Below are 18462 nucleotides of genomic sequence, written 5' to 3' on the forward strand. Positions count from 1 at the left end.
TTGCCCTCCAGACCGGGCAGCCCGCAAAATAGTTGCCCGGCTGCGGGCTGATTTTCTTCGGACTTATGCAAAAACCTGTTGTTCTCATCACCGGCGGCACCTCGGGCATCGGCCGGGCCTGCGCGCTGGCCTTTGGCCGGGCCGGCTACCAGGTGGCCATCACCGGGCGCGACGAAGCCAGGCTCGTCGCCACCGGCCGGGAGCTGGCCGCCGCCGGCATCACCCACCTCGAAATCAAAGCCGACGTGGGCGACGAAGCCGCCGCCGCCCGCGCCGTGCAGGACACCGTGGCCCGCTTCGGCGGCCTCACGGCACTCATTAATAACGCCGGCATTTCCATGCGGGCCAAGTTCGTCGATGCCGACCTCAGCGTTATCAAGCAGCTGATGCAGACGAACTTTTACGGCACCGTGTTCACCACCAAGGCCGCCCTGCCGCACCTGCTCCAGAGCAAGGGCTCCATCGTGGGCATCAGCAGCATTGCGGGCTACCGGGGGCTGCCGGGCCGCACCGGCTACTCGGCCTCCAAGTTTGCCATGAACGGCTTTCTGGAAGCCCTGCGCACCGAGCTGCTCGACGACGGCGTGCACGTGCTCACGGCCGCGCCCGGCTTCACGGCCTCCAACATCCGCCAGACGGCCCTGGCCGCCGACGGCTCGGCCCAGGGCGAGTCGCCCCGCGACGAGGGCCAGATGATGACCAGCGAGGAAGTGGCCGAGCGCATCTTGGATGCCGTGAAGCACCGCCGCCGCGACATGGTGCTCACGGGGCTGGGCAAGCTCACGGTGTTTCTGAATAAGTGGCTGCCGGGCTTATCGGACAGGCTGGTGCTAAACCACTTTCGGAAGGAGGAGAAGGGGGTGCTGTAAAAGAGTTATGAGTTTTGAATTATGAGTTAGGAGTTGGCTGGACGAACCAATGCCAACTCCTAACTCATAATTCAAAACTCATAACTCTTTAAGCTACTTCGCCACCGTCTGCGCCAGCTTCACGGCTTCGTACAGATTCACCACGCCGCCGGTGGCCGACAGCGTCGCGAAATCGGCCTTCTTATCGGTGCCGGGCACGCGCACCTGGGTGTGGTGCACCTGGGCCGATTTCTGGATGATGTCCTTGAGCTGCACGGCGGTGAGGCCGGGGAAGTACGACTTGAGCGTGGCGGCGATGCCGGCCGTGACGGGGGCGGCCATGCTGGTGCCGTTCTCGTTGCCGTAGGTGCTGCCGGGCAGGGTGTTGAAGATGGCCACGCCGGGCGCGAACACGTCGACGTACTTCTTGCTGTAGTTGGAGAAGTCGGCGGTGAGGCTTTCGTTGTCGAGGGGGCCGGAGGCGCCCACGGTGAGCAGGTTGGGCACGGGCTTGCCGTCGAGCAGGGTGGGGGCGGGGTAGTGCGGGTCCACGTCGAGGTTGTCGTCCTCGTTGCCGGCGGCGTGCACCAGCAGCACGTTTTTGCTGGCGGCGTAGCGGTAGGCCTCGTCCACGGCCTTGCGCTGGGGCGAGAAGTCCTTGCCGAAGCTCATGTTGATGATGCTGGCGCCGTTGTCGACGGCGTAGCGGATGGCGTTGGCCACGTCCTTGTCGCGCTCGTCGCCGTCGGGCACGGCGCGCACGGGCATGATGCGAATCATGGGGCCGGCCACGCCCTGCACGCCGAGGTTGTTGTCGCGCGCGGCGGCGATGATGCCGGCCACGTGGGTGCCGTGCAGCGGGTCGGTGGCGTAGAGGTCGTTGTTGCCGTAGTAGCGCTGCGTGAGGTCGTCGGGGTTGTCCTTCACGATGTCGGGGCGCGGGTTATACTCCAGGTTCAGCGACTTGCTGACCATGCTGTGGCCCTGGTCGGCGGCGCTGGTTACTTCCTTGAGCACGGCGTCGGTGTCAGGCAGGTGGGTTTCGCGCATCATGGCCAGCAGGCCATCGCGCACGCGGCCCAGGTTGGGGTCGGTGAACTTGGCTTCGCGCAGCGTGAGGGTGTCGAGCTTTTCGGTTTTGAGCTCGTGCTTGAGCATCATCACCATCATGGTGAGGGGCTCCACCATGCCCTGCATCTGCTCATCGCGGCCGGTTTCGTCCTTCACGCGCTTGGCGTAGGCGGTTTCGGCTTTCTGGTACAGCTCAAACTCGGCGCGCTGGGCGGCGGGCACCTGCTTCAGGGTTTTGCCCTTGAACTTGACGCGGCCGGCGGCCACGAGGCGCGTCATCTCCAGGGTTTCGACGCCGATGTTGCGGCCGTCGGCCCCACCGAGGAAGTTCCAGCCGTGCACGTCGTCCACGTAGCCGTTCTTGTCGTCGTCAATCTTGTTGCCGGGGATTTCGCCGCGGTTGCGCCACAGCACGGGCTTGAGGTCGACGTGGGCCGTGTCGATGCCCGAGTCGATAACGGCCACGATGACCGGCGTGGGTACCTTGTTTTTGAGTAGCTCATTATACGCCCGCGTGGCGCCGATGCCGGGCACTTTGTCGAGCTGCGGGTCTTTGAGATACCACTGCTGGGCGCTGAGGTCGGCGGTGGTGGGAGTGGCGGCCGATTGGGCCTGGGCGGCGGTGGTGAAGGCGAGGCCCAGCAGGGCCAGCGTCCAGCGCCGGGGAACGGCAATAGTCATTCAGAAGCAAAAAAGGCCGCAACGGCGCGGCCGACGGGCAAAGAAACCAAAGTTGCCGCAAAGACGTGCCCGGGGGCGGTTTCGTTGCCTCGTAGCGCGGACTTTGTAGTCCGCGAGTCGAATCGTTAAACGCTCAAACTCGCGGACTACAAAACCCAAGTTGCGGGATAGCCGCGAAGCGGCGACATGTTGGTAGTTTAAATGCAGGGGTAGGGACCCGAGCCGCGAAGCGGCGGCACGTTCACCAGGCAAACGTGCCGCCGCTTCGCGGCTCGGGGTTCCCTGGCGCAGCTATTCTACCAACGTGGCGCCGCTTCGCGGCCAGTCCGCAACTGGAGTTACAAAGTCCGCGCTACTTACCTCCCGCCACCACCAGCAGCAGCGCATCTTCGGTGGCGCGGGTGAGGCGGTGGTAGCGGTAGAGCCCCCGATACTCCCAGGCAGTGAACCCCAGGCTTTGCAGCTGCACGGCCAGCCGGGCGGCCGAGCGGTCGGCCAAGGCGGGCGGGCCCGAGGCGCGGCCCAGCGCCAGCGTTTCGAGCTCGGGGTGCTGCATCAGGGCCAGCAGCGCCTGCGTTTGGCGGCGGCGGGCGCGCACGTTGCGCACCTGGTGCACCATAAGCAGCCACTGCTCCAGGCGGGCCTGGATGGCCGCCGGCTCTTGGCTAACGGCGGCCGGTGGCGGGTTGTCGCGCTCAGCCACGCGCTGGGCGAAGGCCGCCGCTAAATCGGGAGGTAAAGAAGCCATAAAGTAAAAGAGCAGAAGACAGGCAAATATAGCCAAACGCGGACTGCTTTGCTTTGATTTCTGACCTATTAGGGCTAATTGCTGACCTGTTAGCTCAGGTAACTGACCTAGTAGGGTTAAAAACTGACCTTGTATGGGCAAATACTGACCTGATATAAGGATTTTCTGACCTCCTAGCTCCATTATCTGACCTAATAGGGCTAAGTGCTGACCTGATAGCCGAAATACCGGACCTATCAGGTCATATTGCTGACCTGTCAGGGGCCTGGCATGGCCTGCGGCCCCCGCCGGCCTAACTTCACGGCCCCAATCCGGTTATTCCGCCCATGCGCTTCCTGATACTCCGCCTCGCCGCTGCCCTGCTCCTTGCCAATTGCTCCTTGTTCATTGAAACAAAGGCCCAGGCCCCCAAAACCTACACCTCCTCCGAGATACTATTAGGTCTGAAAAAGCTCAACGTCCTCGGCTCGGTGCTCTACATCGCCGCCCACCCCGACGACGAGAACACCCGCCTGCTGGCCTACCTGGCCAACGAGCGGCTGCTCGAAACCGCCTACCTGAGCTGCACCCGCGGCGACGGCGGCCAGAACCTCATCGGCCCCGAGCTGCGCGAGCAGCTCGGCGTCATCCGCACGCAGGAGCTGCTGGCGGCCCGGCGTATCGACGGGGCCAGCCAGTTTTTCACCCGCGCCAACGACTTCGGCTTCTCCAAAACCTCGGACGAAACCTTCACCATCTGGGACAAGGAGCAGGTGCTGGCCGACATGGTGTGGGTTATCCGCCAGCGCCGGCCCGACGTGCTCATCACCCGCTTCCCGCCCGACGCCCGCGCCGGCCACGGCCACCACCAGGCCAGCGCCATCCTGGCCATCGAGGCCTTCGCCGCCGCCGGCGATGCCAAACGCTTCCCCGAGCAGCTGCAATACGTGCAGCCCTGGCAGCCCAAGCGCCTGCTCTGGAACACCGGCAGCTTCTTCGTGAAGCCCGGCGAGGATTTGAGCGGCTTCCTCAAGCTCGATGCCGGCGGCTACAATCCCCTCTTAGGTAAAAGCTACGGCGAGCTGGCGTCCCTCTCGCGCTCGCAGCACCGCTCGCAGGGCATGGGCACGGCCGCCCAGCGTGGCGAGAGCCTGGAGTATTTCCAGACCCTGCGGCCGGGCGATGTGCTGCCCAAGGAGCTGTTTGAGGGGGTGGACATGACCTGGAACCGGGTGTCTGGCGGGGCCGAAATTGGAAAGAAAATCGAGGATATAATTCAGAAATACAATGCCAGTGAACCGGAAGCCAGTGTGACGGACCTACTAGCGGTGCAGGCGGCTTTACGGAAAGTGCCTGCCGAACCAAGCGGCACTTGGGGAGGTGGCTTTAATTTCTGGCGCGACTCAAAAGAAGAAGAAGTCCAAACCTTACTGCAAGCATGCCAACGGGTGTACGTGGGGGCGACAACTCCTTTCCCAACCGTAGTGCCTGGCCAGCGCATACCGGTTGATTTTGAGATAACCAATCAATCCAAACGCCCGGTAACGGTGATGGCCGCAGGTCCGATGATACCCAGTTTTGCTGATGGTGACAGTAGTGGAATAGCGCAAAAAGTGGTACAGCCCGGGCAGCAGCTCCGCTTCCGCCGCCAAGTCACTATCAGCAAAGCTGTCGCCCCTTCCCAGCCTTATTGGTTACAGTTAGCCGAGAACAAAGGCATGTACAGAGTGCCGGAGTATCTTATGGTGGCTCAACGCAGCCCGGATGCCACTCCTTCCTATGCAGGTAGCTTGGATTGGATAAGGCTGAAGCAACAGAAACTTATCGGTACGCCGGACAATCCCGGCGCGATTCCTACCCTCGCCCTCTTGTCAAGTGGAGCCATATTTGGAAACGTCCAATACAAGCACACCGACCCCGTGCTGGGCGAGCTATACCAGCCGCTGGCCGTGGTGCCGCCCGTGGCCGTGAACCTGCCCGCCGCCCGCGCTTACGTCTTCGCCGATGCCCAGCCGAAGGCCGTGCCCGTGACCCTGCGCGCCGGCCGGGCCGGGGTGAAGGGCACGCTGGCCCTGCGCCTGCCCGCCGGCTGGCAGGCCGAGCCCGCCCGCGCCGCCTTCGACCTCGCCACCAAAGACGCCGAGCAAACCCTTAACTTCCAGCTGCGCCCGCTGCCCGGCGCCACCCCCGGCAAAGCCGAAGTGCAAGCCGTGGCCACCGTCGACGGTCAGGACTACGCCCGCGGCCTGCAAACCATCAGCTACCCGCACATCCCCACCCAAACGCTGTTTCCCGAAGCCACCGCCCCGCTCGTGAAGCTCAACGTGAGCCGCGGCAAAGCCCAAACCGTGGGCTACCTCATGGGCGCCGGCGACGAGGTGCCCGAGGCCCTGCGCCAGCTCGGCTACACCGTGACCCTGCTCGACCCCGCCACCGACCTCACCCTCGACCGCCTGCGCCGCTACGACGCCGTGGTGCTGGGCATCCGCGCCTACAACACTGTCGAGAAGCTCAAAAGCCAGCAAGCCGAGCTGTTCAAGTACGCCGAGCAGGGCGGCACCGTGGTGGTGCAGTACGTGGTGACGCGCGGCGTGCTGCTCCCCCAAATCGGCCCCTATCCCCTCACGCTCTCCAACAACCGCATCACGGTAGAAAACACGCCCGTCAAGTTCCTCAACCCCCAGCACCCGCTGCTGAACGCGCCCAACAAGCTCACCCCCGAGGATTTCAGCACCGGCTGGGTGCAGGAGCAGGGCCTCTACTACCCCTCGGCCTGGGATGCCAAGTACACGCCCCTCATCGCCAGCCACGACCCCGGCGAGGCCGACCAGCAAAGCGCCATCCTGGTGGCGGCGGTAGGGAAGGGGCACTACATCTACACCGGCTTGTCGCTGTTCCGGGAGCTGCCGGCGGGGGTGCCGGGAGCGTATCGGGTGCTGGCTAATCTGGTGTCGTATGGGAAGTAGAACGACGTGGTAGTACGAATTCCGCGCAGCGGTTCGTACTACCACTCTGTCGGTAGCGCCGTTTGGGGTAAAGTGTTTTACATTGCGGTCCTAACAACGACGAAGTGGTAGTACGAACCGCTGCGCGGAATTCGTACTACCACGCAATCCTGCCACACCATGAACCTGCAACCCGGCCGGCTCTATCATCTCTACAACCGGGGCAACAATCGGGAGCGCATCTTTTTCAACGAAGAAAATTACCGATACTTTCTGGGGAAGATGCGCAAGCATCTGCTGCCCCACACTCAGCTACTAGCGTGGTGCCTGATGCCAAACCATTTCCATTGGCTGCTTTACGTGCGGGAAGATGCCAGCGTGGCCGCGCTGGGGCAGGATTTGCGAACGATGCTTTCGTCATACACCCGCGCCGTGCAGAATCAGCAGCAGCGCACGGGCTCGTTATTTCAACAGCACACGCAGGCCAAGGAGTTGGCGGCCGACATATACGCTAGCAACTGCTTCTGTTACATCCACCAGAACCCGTGGCGGGCTAGCCTGGAGGCAATAGCAGGCGACTGGCCATGGTCGTCGTTCCGGGATTATGCCGGGCTGCGGAATGGTAATTTGTGTGACCGGGAGTTGGCGCGGGAGCTGCTGGACTTGCCGGATAATCCCCAGGAGTTGCAGGCTTTTATGTTGCAGGTACTGCCGGATGGTATTGGGGAGCAGTTACTGTAACGACGTGGTAGTACGAACCGCTGCGCGGAATTGGCTTCGCCGAACTATGTTTCGCCCGACCACCCCGTTCTTTGGGCCATGCGTTCCTTCCTTTACTTCACCGCCGCCACGCTGGCCGCCTGCGTGCTGCTCATCTGCTTTCTCGACCAGCCGCTGGCGTTGTTCATTCACCGGCATACGGGCTGGGCGGTGCCGTTCTTTTTGGCCTACACCGAGGGTGCCGACCACCTCCATGGCTGGCTGTTGAGCCAGCGGCTGGGGCCGCTACCCTGGCCCTACGTGCTGGTGGTAGTCGCGTATCTGGTGGGGCGCTGGGGGCTGCGGCGGCCGGGCGCCTCACTGTTTCTGCTGGTGCTGCTCGTGCACATTGCCAGCCAGGTAAGCTCCAATGTACTTAAGGGCGTGGTGCACCGGCTGCGGCCGGAGGTGCTGTTCGGGCCGGGCTACGAGGGGCTGGGCCTCTGGGCCAGTGGCCCGCACAACGACTCGTTTCCCTCCTCGCACACGGCGGGGTACCTGAGCTTGTTCTGGCCGCTGGCGGTGGCTTGGCCGCGCTACCGGCTGCCGCTGCTGGTGCTGCCGGGGCTCATTATGCTGGGCCGGCCCATTCTGGGCGCGCACTATCTCAGCGATGTATGGTTTTCGACGTGGCTGGTGGTGGCGTGGACGGTGGTATTGGGCGGGCTGCTGGCCTGGGCAGACCGACGGGCCGCCAACAAAAATCCCCTCGCCAACCAAGGGTAGCGAGGGGACTCGGGCAGTAAAAAACGGCAGCTTACTTGCCCATCTTTTTGGCCTCGGCCATCAAATCTTCGTTCATTTTCACGTAGTCGCCATTCGGCGGCGTAGCGGCCAGCGCTGCCTTCTTCGACGCCTCGGCGGCCGTGATGGCGCCTTTGTAGTCCTTCATCTTGAGGCGGATTTTGGCCTCCGTGTGCAGGTTCCAGAACTTGGTGGGCTCGGCGGCGTTGGCTTTTTCCATCCAGGCCAGGGCCTGCTTCAGGTCCTTGTCGTTATCGTTGTAGTACACGGCAGCAGCGGCCAGGTCGCTGGCGGCGGGGCTGGCGTTGTTGGTGATTTTCTCGCCAATCTGGGCCATCACCTTGCTGTCCACGTCGGCCGCAATTTTGAACTTGGCGCCGGTGCTGGCCCATTCCATCGCCAGGTTGGCGGTGGCGGGTGTCAGGTCCGTCAGGTCGATGGTGAAGGTTTCGACCGGGGCAGCCACCTTGTAGGTTTTCACCGTGAAGCGGGCCACGTCCTCGTCGTCCTTGAAGCCGTCGACGTTGGCGCCCTGCTTGGTGCTCTTGTTGAGTACCACCAGCCACTCGCTTTTATTGGGAATGGTGTAGATGCCGTACTCGCCGGCCGGCACTTTCTTGCCCTCCACCGTCACATCATCCGAGAATTTGATGCTCGTCGTGGCGTTGGCACCCGTGCGCCAGCGCTTGCCATACGGCACGAGCGTGCCGAAAATGGCCCGCCCCCGGGCACTGGGCCGCGAGTAGGTGATGGTTACGTCAGTCAGGCCCACGCGCTGCGTGATGGTGCTGGTAGGGCTGGCCGACGGGGTTTTAAGCTGAGCGTGGGCGGCCGGGGCGGCCAGCAGGGCCACCGCCACGGCGGCCACGGGGAGGAATTTTTTCATCCGGGAGGAAGAGGGGAAAGTTTGCGGGTCTAAAAGTACGAAACCCGCGCTGGGGGCGCGGGTTTCGGGGAGCTTTTACGGCTCAAATAGGTTTGACGCGCTTACTTTTCAGGAGGTCCAATAGTTCGGTGCGGATGGCAGGCAACATGACACTATTTGTGTTCAGGAAATAGATTTCACTGGAAGCCGCAGCAGCATGGCGTAATAAAATCCATTCACCCACCTGTTTGGCATTCCTTGCAATGTCAGACCATAATATTGTTTGGGGAATGTTTCCTTCCTGCACTATCCTCTGTGCATCCAAATGATAAACCACCCCGTTTCTGAGTACCTCGTTTCGGCTATAGTTTCGGCGTATAGTTAGCCAAGTGGCCAACCATACGATAGTTGATATGGCAGGTAGTAGCAGTAAAATGCCCAATGTGTCCCATCCAATGGTTGCAAAGTCATTGTTTGCAAGCAGTGTTGCGGTAACCACCAGCGGAATTATTGAGAAAAGGGGAAGGAAAATGTATTGCTTTGGATGCCGGGCGCGCGCATCGGCGAGACTTAATTTCTGGTATTCAGCGTAAGTCAGCGGGGAAGCAGCGATTACTATTGATGACATAAGCAGTTTGTATAGCCGGTAACTCTAACTCAACTCAAACTGCAACCTTAGCAGATTTGCATACAGCCCGCCCTCGCGCTCGGCCAGCTCCTCGTGCGAGCCCTGCTCCACCACGCGCCCGCCGTCGATGACGAGAATTTTATCGACTTTGCGGATGGTGCTCAGGCGGTGGGCGATGATGATGCTCGTGCGGTTTTCCATCAGCTCGTCCATGGCCGACTGCACCAGCTTTTCGCTTTCCGAATCGAGGGCCGAGGTGGCTTCGTCGAGGATGAGGATGGCGGGGTTTTTCAGGATGGCGCGGGCGATGGCCACGCGCTGCCGCTGGCCGCCGGAGAGCTTCACGCCGCGGTCGCCCACCACGGTATCAAGGCCTTCGGGGAAGTTGGCGATAAACTGCCAGGCATTGGCCTGCCGGGCGGCGGCGGTTATCTCTTCCTCGCTGGCGTCGGGCTTGCCGTAGGCAATGTTTTCGCGGATGGTGCCGCCGAAGAGCAGCGTTTCCTGCGGCACGATGCCGATGTGGCGGCGCAGGCCGGTCAGGTCGTAGTCGGCCAGCGGGTGGCCATCTACCAAAATCTGCCCACCGCTGAGCTCATAAAACTGCATCAGCAGGGCCGCGATGGTGCTTTTGCCCGCGCCGCTGGGGCCTACGAGGGCCACTTTTTCGCCCGCCGCGATAGTGAAGCTCACATCCTGCAGCACCGGCAAATCAGGCCGCGTGGGGTAGCGGAAAGCCACGTGCTCGTACTCAATATTGCCCTCTATCCGGGCGGGGACGATGCCGGTAGCGGGCTCCTGGTTAGAAGGTTCGGGCGCTTCGTCCAGAATTTCTAGGATGCGCTCCGAAGCGCCCAGCGTGCTCTGCACTTTGCCGTAAATCTCGCCCAGCCCCGCCACCGAGGCCCCGATGAAGGCCGTGTAGATAATAAAAGCCGTCAGGTCACCGATTTGCAGGTGGTTAGGGTCGGTGACGGGCGTGTGTACCAGCGTGGCTCCGCGCCACAGCACCAGAATGATACCGCCAAACAAGCCGATGATGACGAACGACACGAAGGCCCCCCGGTAGAGGTTGCTTTGCAGGGCGGCCCGCACCACCTTGCCCAGCGAGGAGTTGTAGCGCCCGATTTCAAACCGCTCATTGGTAAAGGCTTTCACCGAGCCAATGGCCTGCAGAGTTTCCTCCACAATGGTATTGGTGTGGGCCAACTCCTGCTGCACGGTGCGCGAGAGGTTGCGAATTTTGCGCCCAAACAGTCCCGCCGCCAGCACGATGGGCGGAAACGTGAGCAGCATAAACAGTGACAATCGCCACGACACCACCATGATAAAGCCAATGCCGCCCACCAGCGTAAACACCTGCCGAAACAGCTCGGCCAGCGTCAGCGAAAACGAGTCCTGAATCTGCCCCACGTCGGCCGTTAGGCGCGAGGTGATGGCGCCCACGCGGTTACGCTCAAAGAAGGGCAAGGGCAGCTGCACAAACTTGGCGTAGAGCGCCTGCCGGATATCGCGCACCGTGAACTCGCTCACCTGCGTGAAAAACCAGATGCGCCCGAACGAAAATAAGCCCTGCAACACCGTCACGGCAAAGAGCAGCAGCGCCACCTTATTGATATCAAGCAGCAGTCCGCCCGGCAGTTGCAGCGGCTGGCCCGTCGCTACATTCACCAGCTTACCCGCAATCCACGGAAACGACATCGTGCTCAGGCTGCTGAGCACCAGCAGCACCATGCCCAGAATAAATTTGCCCCGGTAGGGCAGCACGTAGCGAAAAATCCGCAAGCCGTGCTTGAGCGAGTCTTTGGTTACTTTCGGTTTGGGCAGGTCGGCCGTGAGGTCGTTGCCGCTGGTATTCAGTCCACTTCGGGCCATTTTTTCTTTATCAGTACACTAAAAATCGTCTGTCATGCTGAACGCAGTGAAGCATCCTCTCGCGCTCGAATGATTGAGTTACCGCTTCGTTCGGGCGTGAAAGGATGCTTCACTGCGTTCAGCACGACAGACGGGTTTTTCTGTTAGTCATTTCTATTTATTTCGCCACCTTCAGCACGTTGGCGTTGCCAAACGGCACCGGCAACTGAATGAGGCAGGGCACCGGCACGCCGCGCCGGGTGGCCGGCTGCCAGGGCGGCAGCTGCGCGGCAGCTCGGATGGCCTCCGCGTCGCAGTCCGGCGACAGTGACTGTGCCACCTTGAAGTCGCTCAGCGTGCCGTCGGCGTTCACTAGCGCCGTCAGCAGCACGTTGCCGTTGATTCCTTTGACGCGCGCGGCGTCGGGATATTTTGCGTACTGCTGAAAAAACACGCCCAGCGCCGCCGCGCCGCCCGGAAATGACGGCGCTTTGTCGGGCCGGTTGGCGGCGGATTTGGCTTGCACCTGCATGCGGTTTGAGCGCAGGACAATGGGTTGTTTATCAGTCGTGGGAGCCGGCGTTTGCTGGGCCAAAGATGCCAGCGGCAGCATGAGCAGGAGGTGAAGCAGGTATTTCATGTTTATTGTCAGTTGTTCGTTGCCAGTTGTTAGATTCGAGAGTCAGCGCCTAACAGCTGACAACTAGCAACGAACAACTAAAAAGCTTAAACTGCCACTTCCACCGCAGGGTTCACCGCCGCCCGGCGCGAAATCGACCACAGGCCCAGGAAGGTCAGCGCCCCGTTCACGAGCAGAATCTCGAAGCCGAACTTGTAGCCGTTCAGCCACTCTACCGAATTGTAATTGAGGATATAGGTGAGCACCGGCGCAATGATGCACACCGGCAGCACTGCCGGCTCGCGCAGCATGCGCCGCGTGAAAATGCCAAACGAAAACAGCCCCAGGAGCGGCCCGTAGGTATAGCCCGCTGCTTTGAACAAGACGGTAATCAAACTCTCGTCATTCAAAGCGCGGAAAATAAGAATGATAACAATCAGCACCACCGAAAAGGCCAGGTGCGTGAGCTGCCGGATGCGTGTCTGCCGTGCCTCCGGAAAGCGCTCGATGAGCACGAAATCGACGCAGAACGAGGTAGTGAGGGCCGTCAGGGCCGAGTCGGCTGAGGCGTAGGTGACGGCGATGATGCCGAGGATGAAGATGATGCCGGCGAAAAGGGTGAAGTGCGTGGTAGCCAGCATCGGAAACACGTTGTCGCCAATGACTTTGCCATCTTTCATCGGCAAGGCAATGCCTTTGCTGGCGGCGTATTGGTAGAGCAGTACGCCCAAGGTCAAAAACAGAACATTAACGAACACCAGCGTGAGCGTGAACCAAAACATATTCTTTTGGGCGTCCTGCAAGGAGCGGCAGCTCAGGTTTTTCTGCATCAAATCCTGGTCGAGGCCCGTCATCACGATGGTAATGAAGGCGCCGGAGGCAAACTGCTTCCAGAAAAATTTGTCGTCCTTGAAATCGGAGAAGTAGATGCGCGACATCTCGCTTTCCTTCACCGTTTTTACCAACTCGCCCAGGCCCAGGTGCAGCTCCGACGAAATAAGGTAGATGCTGACCCCCACGCAGGTAAGCATGGCCAGGGTCTGGAAGGTATCGGTCCAGAGAATAGTTTTGAGCCCGCCGCGGAAGGTGTAGAGGTAAATCAGCAAAATGCTGGCCGTGACCGTGACGGCAAACGGCACACCCATGCCATCGAACACGGCCAGCTGCAGCACGCCCGCCACCAGATACAGCCGGAATGCCGCGCCCACCGCCCGCGAAATCAGGAAGAAAAGCGCCCCGGTTTTATAGCTCCAGAAGCCAAAACGCTGCTCTAGGTAGGTGTAGATGGACACCAGTCGTAGTCGGTAGTATAAGGGCATCAGCACGGTACCAATTACCAGATAGCCCACCATGTAGCCAAACACCACGGCCATGTAACTCCAGCTTTGGCTTTGCACCATGCCCGGCACCGAAATGAACGTGACGCCTGACAGCGAAGTGCCAATCATGGCAAAGGCCACCATGTACCAGGGCGCGTCGCGGTTGGCCACGAAGAAGCTGGCGCTCGTAGCCCCGCGCGACGTGAGCACGGCAATGACGATGAGCACCAGAAAATAGCCCGCAATCAGGCTCAGAATCAGGGTAGGAGACATGGGGTGGGTTGGTGGATTGGTGGGCTGGTGAGTTTTTTCACCATCAGCCGCACCATTCAATCAGCAAAGGTACTTTGCCTATCCGCACGAAGCGCCCGAAAACCTAAAAACTCGCCATTTGACCGCTATTCCCAATTCTGCCAGCGTAGCACCTCGCCCACGGCGGGCGCATGCAGCTCGCCGCGCAGTAACCCGGTGGCCGCAATTTCCTGCAGCAGCCGCAGCGGCTCGGAGGCGGGCTCGTCGCTGAGGTCAAGGGTGCCGTGGTGCATGGGCACCACGTGGCCGGCGCGCAGCACGTTGGCGGCCTTGGCAGCCTCGTGCGGATTCACGTGGCTTTTCTGCATCATGTAGGCGGGCTTGTAGGCGCCGATGGCCATCAGCACAATGTCGATGGGGCCGAACTGCTGCTCAATGGCCTCGAAATGGTCGGCGTAAGCCGTGTCGCCGCCGAAGTAGATGAGCTTGTCGGCTGCCTGGATGAGGAAGCTGCCCCACAGCACTTCGTTGAGGTCGGTGAGGCCACGGCGGTGCCAGTGGGCGGCGGGCAGGTAGGTGATTTCCAGCGGCACCCCGGCCGGCAGCTTGTACTGCTGCCACCAGCCCGCTTCCTGCACCGGTAGCCCGGGCACCATGCCGTGCAGCAGCGGCGCCATGCGCAGCGACGACAATACCTGCAGCTGCGGATTTTGCCGGGCCAGTAGCTGCACCGATTTTTCGTCAAGGTGGTCGCGGTGGCCGTGCGAAAGCAACAGGTAATCAATGCCCGTAATATCCTCGGCCCGACAGGGGAGGGCATGGCGCGGCCGCAGGCCAAAGGAGCTGAACAGCACCGGGTCGAAGAGCAGCGTGATGCCCGCCGCGCGCAGCAAAAAGCAGGAGTGCCCCAGCCATACCAGCATGTCCTCTTCAGAGGAAAAAATGCCTTCGCAGCTTACCACCGCTGGCACCCAGGTGTCGCGCTTTTTCTCTTCCTTCTGTGGGTTTTTGCTAAGCTGCCACTTCAGTACGTCCGAGAATTGCGGGGTAAACAGTTCTTCGCCGTTGGCGAACTGCTTGCCGAATAGCTTGTTGCCGGGGTAGCCGGGGCGCACCGTGCGCAGGTCCTCGTTGCGGAGGTAGTGGATGTTGTGGGCCATAGATAAAAAAATAAGTTAAAAGTGGAGAGTTAAAAGTCAAAAACCAGATTAGCACTGCTTTTTAACTTTTAACTCTCCACTTTTAACTTATTCCAAAAGGTTAACTTGGGGAGAGACGGATGATACTTCCGTTTACTTCACCTGGCTAGCCAGCCAGGCCTCGCGCAACTCCTTTTGCTTGGGGCTGAGAGTCATTTTCTCCACATTCTCCACTGGCTGCACCTGCACGTTGGGGTCTTCAGTAAGTACCAGCTGTACGGTTTTTTCCACGCCGCCGCGGGTGCGGATTTTCACCAGCACGAGGTCGCTGGGCGAGTGCTTGCGCATCACGGCGTCGAGTTCGCCAGCTGTGCGAATTTCCTTGCCGTCGAGCACCACAATCTGGTCGCCGCGGTCGATGCCGGCCTTATAAAGGCCCGAGCCGATAGTGGTGTTCACAGCCACGATGCAGCGGCCCTCGTCGTCGAACTCTACCTGCCGGGGCAGGGCCGCGCCCAGGGCGCGGGTGGGCACCACGGCCAGGCCCGCCGGCAGCAGGGCCTCGGCAAAGCGTGGCTGCTCGCGGCCGTACACATACTGCCGGAAGAAGCGGCCGGCAAAGGTCGTGTCCTTGCTCACCTCACCCAGCACGCGCTGCAAGTCATTCAGAGTGTATGGCTTGGCCGGAGCGTAGTTCTCCTGCTTGCCAAACTGCTGCCACAGCGCCTGCATGTATTTGTCGAGGTTGGAGCGGTGGTGCTGGCGCAGCTGCAAATCGAGCACCAGCGCAATGCCGGCGCCCTGCGTGTAGTACGAAATGATAGTGTTGGCCTTATTGGTGGGGTCGTTGCTGGCCGCGGCATCGATAAACGTCGCCTGCCGGCTCATGTCCACGGCCGAAGCGTAGCGGGCGCCGGGGCTGTTCTGCCGGATGTTTACCCAGCTGCTGATGTCGTTGAAAAAATCTTCATCCTCAACCAGTTTGGCCCGGCGCAGCACCAGCTTACCGTAGTACTCCGTAAAACCTTCAGCAAACCACAGCGCATCACTCATGTTGGCGCGCTGAAAATCGAAGGGTTCCAAATCTTTGGGGCGGATGCGCTCCACGTTCCAGGCATGGATGAACTCGTGCGCCACCGTACCCAGGTTGCGAATGGATTCTTCGCCGGTGATGGGCCGGGTGCTGGTGAGCGAAGTCGAGTTGCGGTGCTCCATGCCGTCGCCGGTCGACTGGGGCAGGTAATCGGCAATGAAGGTGTAACGGCTGAAATCGAAGGGCGGCAGCTCACCAAAAACGGCTTTTTCCTCCTGCACGATTTTCTGCACCTTCTTCTGGTAGGCGTCCACATCGGCCTTGGCGGCGTCGGTCAGCATGGCCAGCTCAATGGTTTGTTCGCCCTCGGTCCAGCTGCGCAATTGCTGCGCACCCCACGACACCGGGCTGTCCATAAGGTACTGCAGGTTGGGCGCCGTAAAGGTGTTTTTCTCGCCGCTGGGGCGCAGCTGCGTAGCCGCTTTCCAACCTGGCGGCACGTCAAATTTTACCTCGGCCGCCCGGCCCTCTAGGCCCAGCGCGTAGCACAGCGTGGCGGGCATATTGAGGTGCGCGTGCTGCTGGTCGATACCCACGTACGTGCCATCGGTAAGGTCGCCGTAGAGCGTGTAGCTGAACATGACGGTGCCGTCGGCGCCCGGCGTTACGTCCCAGCCGTAGGGGTCGGGGCGGTTGGTGGGCAGCGGCTTGTTGGTGCCATCGGTGGCTACTACGTAGTAGATATTTTTGGCAAAGTCGTGGATGGCATAGCGGCCCGGCGAGCTGCGCGCCATGCGCACCCGTAGCGGCCCCTTGGGCAAGCCCGTGAACGTGGCCGTGACGCGGGCCTCGTGGTGCACGGCGTTCGGAAACGACACGGCGTAGCGCACGGCCGGGCCGGTATCGGCTTTGGTCTGAGCCCACAGCGGGGTGCTAACTATGCTCAGGGCGAGCACCGTGGCAGAAGTAAGGATATGTTTCATCGGCGGTGAGAAATTGAAATCAGCGGAGGAAGCAGTAGCGGCGCAACCGGTACTGCTGCAAAGTTGCGTCGAAATCCACAACCTGCCGATACCGAAACCGCCATTTTTAGCTTAGCAAAGCGAAAAAAACAGCCTGCCCTGCAAAGCTGCTCAAAAAAAAACAGAAATAAGCACTATTGACTATTTTTTCAGTGACACCTGTGCAGAATCCGAGAATACCGCCCCCAGTATCGTGCTGCCAAAAAAGTGGCTGGCCCGCTGTGGGTGCCAGCCCCAGGCCGCCAGCGCGGCCTCATAATCAGCCAGCCGCCGGGCTTGCAGCCCCGCTGCCACCCGAAAAAAAGCGTACATCGCGCCCTGCAAGGTCCGTTGCCACCAGCGCCGGGGCGGCGTAAACTCGGCCACCAGCCACGCTCCACCCGGCCGCAGGCAGGCCGCCAGCCGCGCCACCGCCAGCTCCAGCCCCGTCGGCTCCATGCAGTCGAACACGAAAAAAGTCAGCACGGCATCGAATTGCTCGTTGGTGGTCAGCGCTGCCTCGGTGCCCAACCGAAACTCCACCTGTGCCAAGTGCGCGGGCCACTGCTGCCGCACCAGCGCCTCGGCCTGCCGGAGCATGCCCGCCGACGCCTCCAGGTAGAGCACGGTGGCGGCGGGGCGGCGGCGCCACACTTCGCCCAGCACCCAGCCCGAGCCGCCGCCCAACACCAGCAGCTGCGGCGTACCCGCCGGGAGGCCCGCCAACGCCGCCCGCTGCGCATCGTGCTGCGCCGAGCCGAATACCAAACGCGCCGCGCCATCGTACCAGCCCGCCACGCGGTCAAAATCGACGCCCGCCGTCGGCGGGCCGGGCGGAATAACAGGGGAGGAGGCCGACATCAGCCGCAAAGGTGCGAAAATGAAAAAAAATGCGGGCAGCAAGTAGCTGAAAAACAATTTGGGCACCACCAAACGATTGCATCCGGGTAAAAAAAAGCTAACACCGGCTTGCACGGCGTCGTTTTAGGCGTGTATCTTTGTACCATCAAAGGCGCCCCCAGTAGGGAAATCGGCCCGATGATACCTAGCTGCGCTTGTGGCGAAATTGGTAGACGCGCTGTCTTCAGGCGGCAGTTCCGCAAGGTGTGAGAGTTCGAGTCTCTCCGAGCGCACGAAAAAGCCGACCCTTATGGGTCGGCTTTTTTATTGCCCGCTTATTTCATCAGCAGCCCGGGCAGCGCCCTGCCAGACTTTTGCGTACAGTCATTGAAGCCTGCCAACGGGAGGTAATGGTTGCTGAGGTCTTATTGCTAAGCTTATGAATCGATTCACGGCGCGTATTGTGGCGCTGCTGGGCCTGCTCACGGTAGAAGTGATTGTGGGCGGCGTGGTGTTATTCGGGGCTTTTGCGCTGTTTTTTTACATGGCGCGGGTGGTGTTCGTGCATCACTCGCTGGCGCTCGACCAGTGGGCCTGGAGCATCGTGGACGGCTGGCGCCAAGCGGCGCCCTGGCTGATAAAGCCAGTGCGCTTCGTCACGTTTTTTGCCGCGCTGCCGTTTCTGCTGCCCGCCAGCCTGATTGCGCCGGCGCTGCTCTATCGCGCCGGCCAGCGGCGCGAGGCTTGGGAGCTGGTGCTGGCCATGGCCGGGGGCATTATTCTTAACCAATTGCTGAAGATGTATTTCCAGCGCCCCCGCCCGGCCGACGCTCTGCTCCAAACCCTGGGCTTGAGCTTTCCCAGTGGGCATTCTATGCTGGGCGTCACGTTTTATGGCTGCCTGGCGTGGCTGCTGGCGCGGCACTACCGGCACCCCGGCTGGGCGGTGCCGCTGCTGCTCTGGGCCGGGCTCATTGGTCTGACCCGCGTGTATTTACACGTGCATTATGCCACCGATGTGCTGGCCGGCTTTGCCGGTGGCGCGGCCTGGCTGCTACTGCTGCGGGCCGGCATGCACCTCTTCTGGAAAGAAGAAAAGCAGATTCTGGATGCGGTGGCTAAATAGAGCTGGCGGTA

At 61.2% G+C, this 18462-nt stretch carries 15 protein-coding genes and 1 tRNA gene; 6 read left to right on the forward strand and 10 right to left on the reverse strand.

From position 1 onward, the window contains the following. Nucleotides 1-65: 65 nt before the first annotated feature. Nucleotides 66-869 (forward strand): SDR family oxidoreductase, encoded by an 804-nt coding sequence (locus tag Q5H93_RS16075; protein ID WP_305007623.1) that lies wholly within the window; start codon nucleotides 66-68, stop codon nucleotides 867-869. Between the two features lie 93 nt (nucleotides 870-962). Here Q5H93_RS16075 and Q5H93_RS16080 read toward each other — a convergent pair whose 3' ends face one another. After that, nucleotides 963-2600 (reverse strand): S8 family peptidase, encoded by a 1638-nt coding sequence (locus Q5H93_RS16080; protein WP_305007624.1) that lies wholly within the window; start codon nucleotides 2598-2600, stop codon nucleotides 963-965. Between the two features lie 352 nt (nucleotides 2601-2952). Then, nucleotides 2953-3348 carry a hypothetical protein gene (locus tag Q5H93_RS16085; RefSeq protein WP_305007625.1) on the reverse strand — a complete coding sequence of 132 codons (396 nt, stop codon included), beginning with the start codon at nucleotides 3346-3348 and terminating at the stop codon, nucleotides 2953-2955. A gap of 326 nt (nucleotides 3349-3674) precedes the next feature. Here Q5H93_RS16085 and Q5H93_RS16090 point away from each other — a divergent pair, with 326 nt between their 5' ends. The 3 genes from Q5H93_RS16090 (at nucleotide 3675) to Q5H93_RS16100 (ending at nucleotide 7757) form a co-directional block, all read left to right on the forward strand. Continuing rightward, nucleotides 3675-6293, forward strand: a complete 2619-nt coding sequence (locus tag Q5H93_RS16090) for a PIG-L family deacetylase (RefSeq protein WP_305007626.1) — start codon at nucleotides 3675-3677, stop codon at nucleotides 6291-6293. Nucleotides 6294-6452: 159 nt separating this feature from the next. Then, on the forward strand, nucleotides 6453-7013 hold the full coding sequence (locus Q5H93_RS16095; protein ID WP_305007627.1) for a transposase: 561 nt from the start codon (nucleotides 6453-6455) through the stop codon (nucleotides 7011-7013). A gap of 78 nt (nucleotides 7014-7091) precedes the next feature. Continuing rightward, entirely contained in the window at nucleotides 7092-7757 is a 666-nt protein-coding gene (locus tag Q5H93_RS16100; protein ID WP_305007628.1) for a phosphatase PAP2 family protein, read from the forward strand. 31 nt (nucleotides 7758-7788) lie between these two features. On the opposite strand, the gene Q5H93_RS16105 is transcribed toward Q5H93_RS16100, so the two are convergent. The 8 genes from Q5H93_RS16105 to Q5H93_RS16140 all read right to left on the reverse strand — a co-directional run bounded on the left by Q5H93_RS16105 (nucleotide 7789) and on the right by Q5H93_RS16140 (nucleotide 17346). Further along, complete coding sequence (locus tag Q5H93_RS16105; RefSeq protein WP_305007629.1) at nucleotides 7789-8661, reverse strand: DUF2911 domain-containing protein; 873 nt, start codon at nucleotides 8659-8661, stop codon at nucleotides 7789-7791. Nucleotides 8662-8743: 82 nt separating this feature from the next. Then, on the reverse strand, nucleotides 8744-9268 hold the full coding sequence (locus Q5H93_RS16110; RefSeq protein WP_305007630.1) for a hypothetical protein: 525 nt from the start codon (nucleotides 9266-9268) through the stop codon (nucleotides 8744-8746). 24 nt (nucleotides 9269-9292) lie between these two features. Continuing rightward, complete coding sequence (locus Q5H93_RS16115) at nucleotides 9293-11143, reverse strand: ABC transporter ATP-binding protein (RefSeq protein ID WP_305007631.1); 1851 nt, start codon at nucleotides 11141-11143, stop codon at nucleotides 9293-9295. Nucleotides 11144-11300: 157 nt separating this feature from the next. Next, nucleotides 11301-11762 carry an energy transducer TonB gene (locus Q5H93_RS16120; protein WP_305007632.1) on the reverse strand — a complete coding sequence of 154 codons (462 nt, stop codon included), beginning with the start codon at nucleotides 11760-11762 and terminating at the stop codon, nucleotides 11301-11303. 86 nt (nucleotides 11763-11848) lie between these two features. After that, nucleotides 11849-13333 (reverse strand): sodium:solute symporter, encoded by a 1485-nt coding sequence (locus tag Q5H93_RS16125; RefSeq protein WP_305007633.1) that lies wholly within the window; start codon nucleotides 13331-13333, stop codon nucleotides 11849-11851. Between the two features lie 125 nt (nucleotides 13334-13458). Further along, entirely contained in the window at nucleotides 13459-14472 is a 1014-nt protein-coding gene (locus Q5H93_RS16130; RefSeq protein ID WP_305007634.1) for an MBL fold metallo-hydrolase, read from the reverse strand. Between the two features lie 132 nt (nucleotides 14473-14604). Beyond that, the gene (locus tag Q5H93_RS16135; protein ID WP_305007635.1) at nucleotides 14605-16467 is read right to left on the reverse strand and encodes a M61 family metallopeptidase; all 1863 of its coding nucleotides are present in this window, start codon (nucleotides 16465-16467) and stop codon (nucleotides 14605-14607) included. A 180-nt stretch (nucleotides 16468-16647) separates the two neighbouring features. Next, on the reverse strand, nucleotides 16648-17346 hold the full coding sequence (locus tag Q5H93_RS16140; RefSeq protein WP_305007636.1) for a class I SAM-dependent methyltransferase: 699 nt from the start codon (nucleotides 17344-17346) through the stop codon (nucleotides 16648-16650). A gap of 190 nt (nucleotides 17347-17536) precedes the next feature. Here Q5H93_RS16140 and Q5H93_RS16145 point away from each other — a divergent pair. Both Q5H93_RS16145 and Q5H93_RS16150 read left to right on the forward strand, forming a co-directional pair. Next, a tRNA-Leu gene (locus Q5H93_RS16145) sits at nucleotides 17537-17618 on the forward strand. 146 nt (nucleotides 17619-17764) lie between these two features. Next, entirely contained in the window at nucleotides 17765-18451 is a 687-nt protein-coding gene (locus Q5H93_RS16150; protein WP_305007637.1) for a phosphatase PAP2 family protein, read from the forward strand. The last annotated feature ends 11 nt before the right edge of the window (nucleotides 18452-18462 follow it).

Origin of the sequence: Hymenobacter aranciens, assembly GCF_030580865.1 — a bacterium.
In the GTDB taxonomy this organism is placed as follows: Bacteria; Bacteroidota; Bacteroidia; order Cytophagales; family Hymenobacteraceae; genus Hymenobacter; species Hymenobacter aranciens.

What these genes read in the sequence shown, in the direction of transcription:
- Q5H93_RS16075 (WP_305007623.1), top strand. Translation starts at nt 66, where the DNA reads ATGCAAAAACCTGTTGTTCTCATCACCGGCGGCACCTCGGGCATCGGC.
- Q5H93_RS16080 (WP_305007624.1), bottom strand. Translation starts at nt 2,600, where the DNA reads ATGACTATTGCCGTTCCCCGGCGCTGGACGCTGGCCCTGCTGGGCCTC.
- Q5H93_RS16085 (WP_305007625.1), bottom strand. Translation starts at nt 3,348, where the DNA reads ATGGCTTCTTTACCTCCCGATTTAGCGGCGGCCTTCGCCCAGCGCGTG.
- Q5H93_RS16090 (WP_305007626.1), top strand. Translation starts at nt 3,675, where the DNA reads ATGCGCTTCCTGATACTCCGCCTCGCCGCTGCCCTGCTCCTTGCCAAT.
- Q5H93_RS16095 (WP_305007627.1), top strand. Translation starts at nt 6,453, where the DNA reads ATGAACCTGCAACCCGGCCGGCTCTATCATCTCTACAACCGGGGCAAC.
- Q5H93_RS16100 (WP_305007628.1), top strand. Translation starts at nt 7,092, where the DNA reads ATGCGTTCCTTCCTTTACTTCACCGCCGCCACGCTGGCCGCCTGCGTG.
- Q5H93_RS16105 (WP_305007629.1), bottom strand. Translation starts at nt 8,661, where the DNA reads ATGAAAAAATTCCTCCCCGTGGCCGCCGTGGCGGTGGCCCTGCTGGCC.
- Q5H93_RS16110 (WP_305007630.1), bottom strand. Translation starts at nt 9,268, where the DNA reads ATGTCATCAATAGTAATCGCTGCTTCCCCGCTGACTTACGCTGAATAC.
- Q5H93_RS16115 (WP_305007631.1), bottom strand. Translation starts at nt 11,143, where the DNA reads ATGGCCCGAAGTGGACTGAATACCAGCGGCAACGACCTCACGGCCGAC.
- Q5H93_RS16120 (WP_305007632.1), bottom strand. Translation starts at nt 11,762, where the DNA reads ATGAAATACCTGCTTCACCTCCTGCTCATGCTGCCGCTGGCATCTTTG.
- Q5H93_RS16125 (WP_305007633.1), bottom strand. Translation starts at nt 13,333, where the DNA reads ATGTCTCCTACCCTGATTCTGAGCCTGATTGCGGGCTATTTTCTGGTG.
- Q5H93_RS16130 (WP_305007634.1), bottom strand. Translation starts at nt 14,472, where the DNA reads ATGGCCCACAACATCCACTACCTCCGCAACGAGGACCTGCGCACGGTG.
- Q5H93_RS16135 (WP_305007635.1), bottom strand. Translation starts at nt 16,467, where the DNA reads ATGAAACATATCCTTACTTCTGCCACGGTGCTCGCCCTGAGCATAGTT.
- Q5H93_RS16140 (WP_305007636.1), bottom strand. Translation starts at nt 17,346, where the DNA reads ATGTCGGCCTCCTCCCCTGTTATTCCGCCCGGCCCGCCGACGGCGGGC.
- Q5H93_RS16150 (WP_305007637.1), top strand. Translation starts at nt 17,765, where the DNA reads ATGAATCGATTCACGGCGCGTATTGTGGCGCTGCTGGGCCTGCTCACG.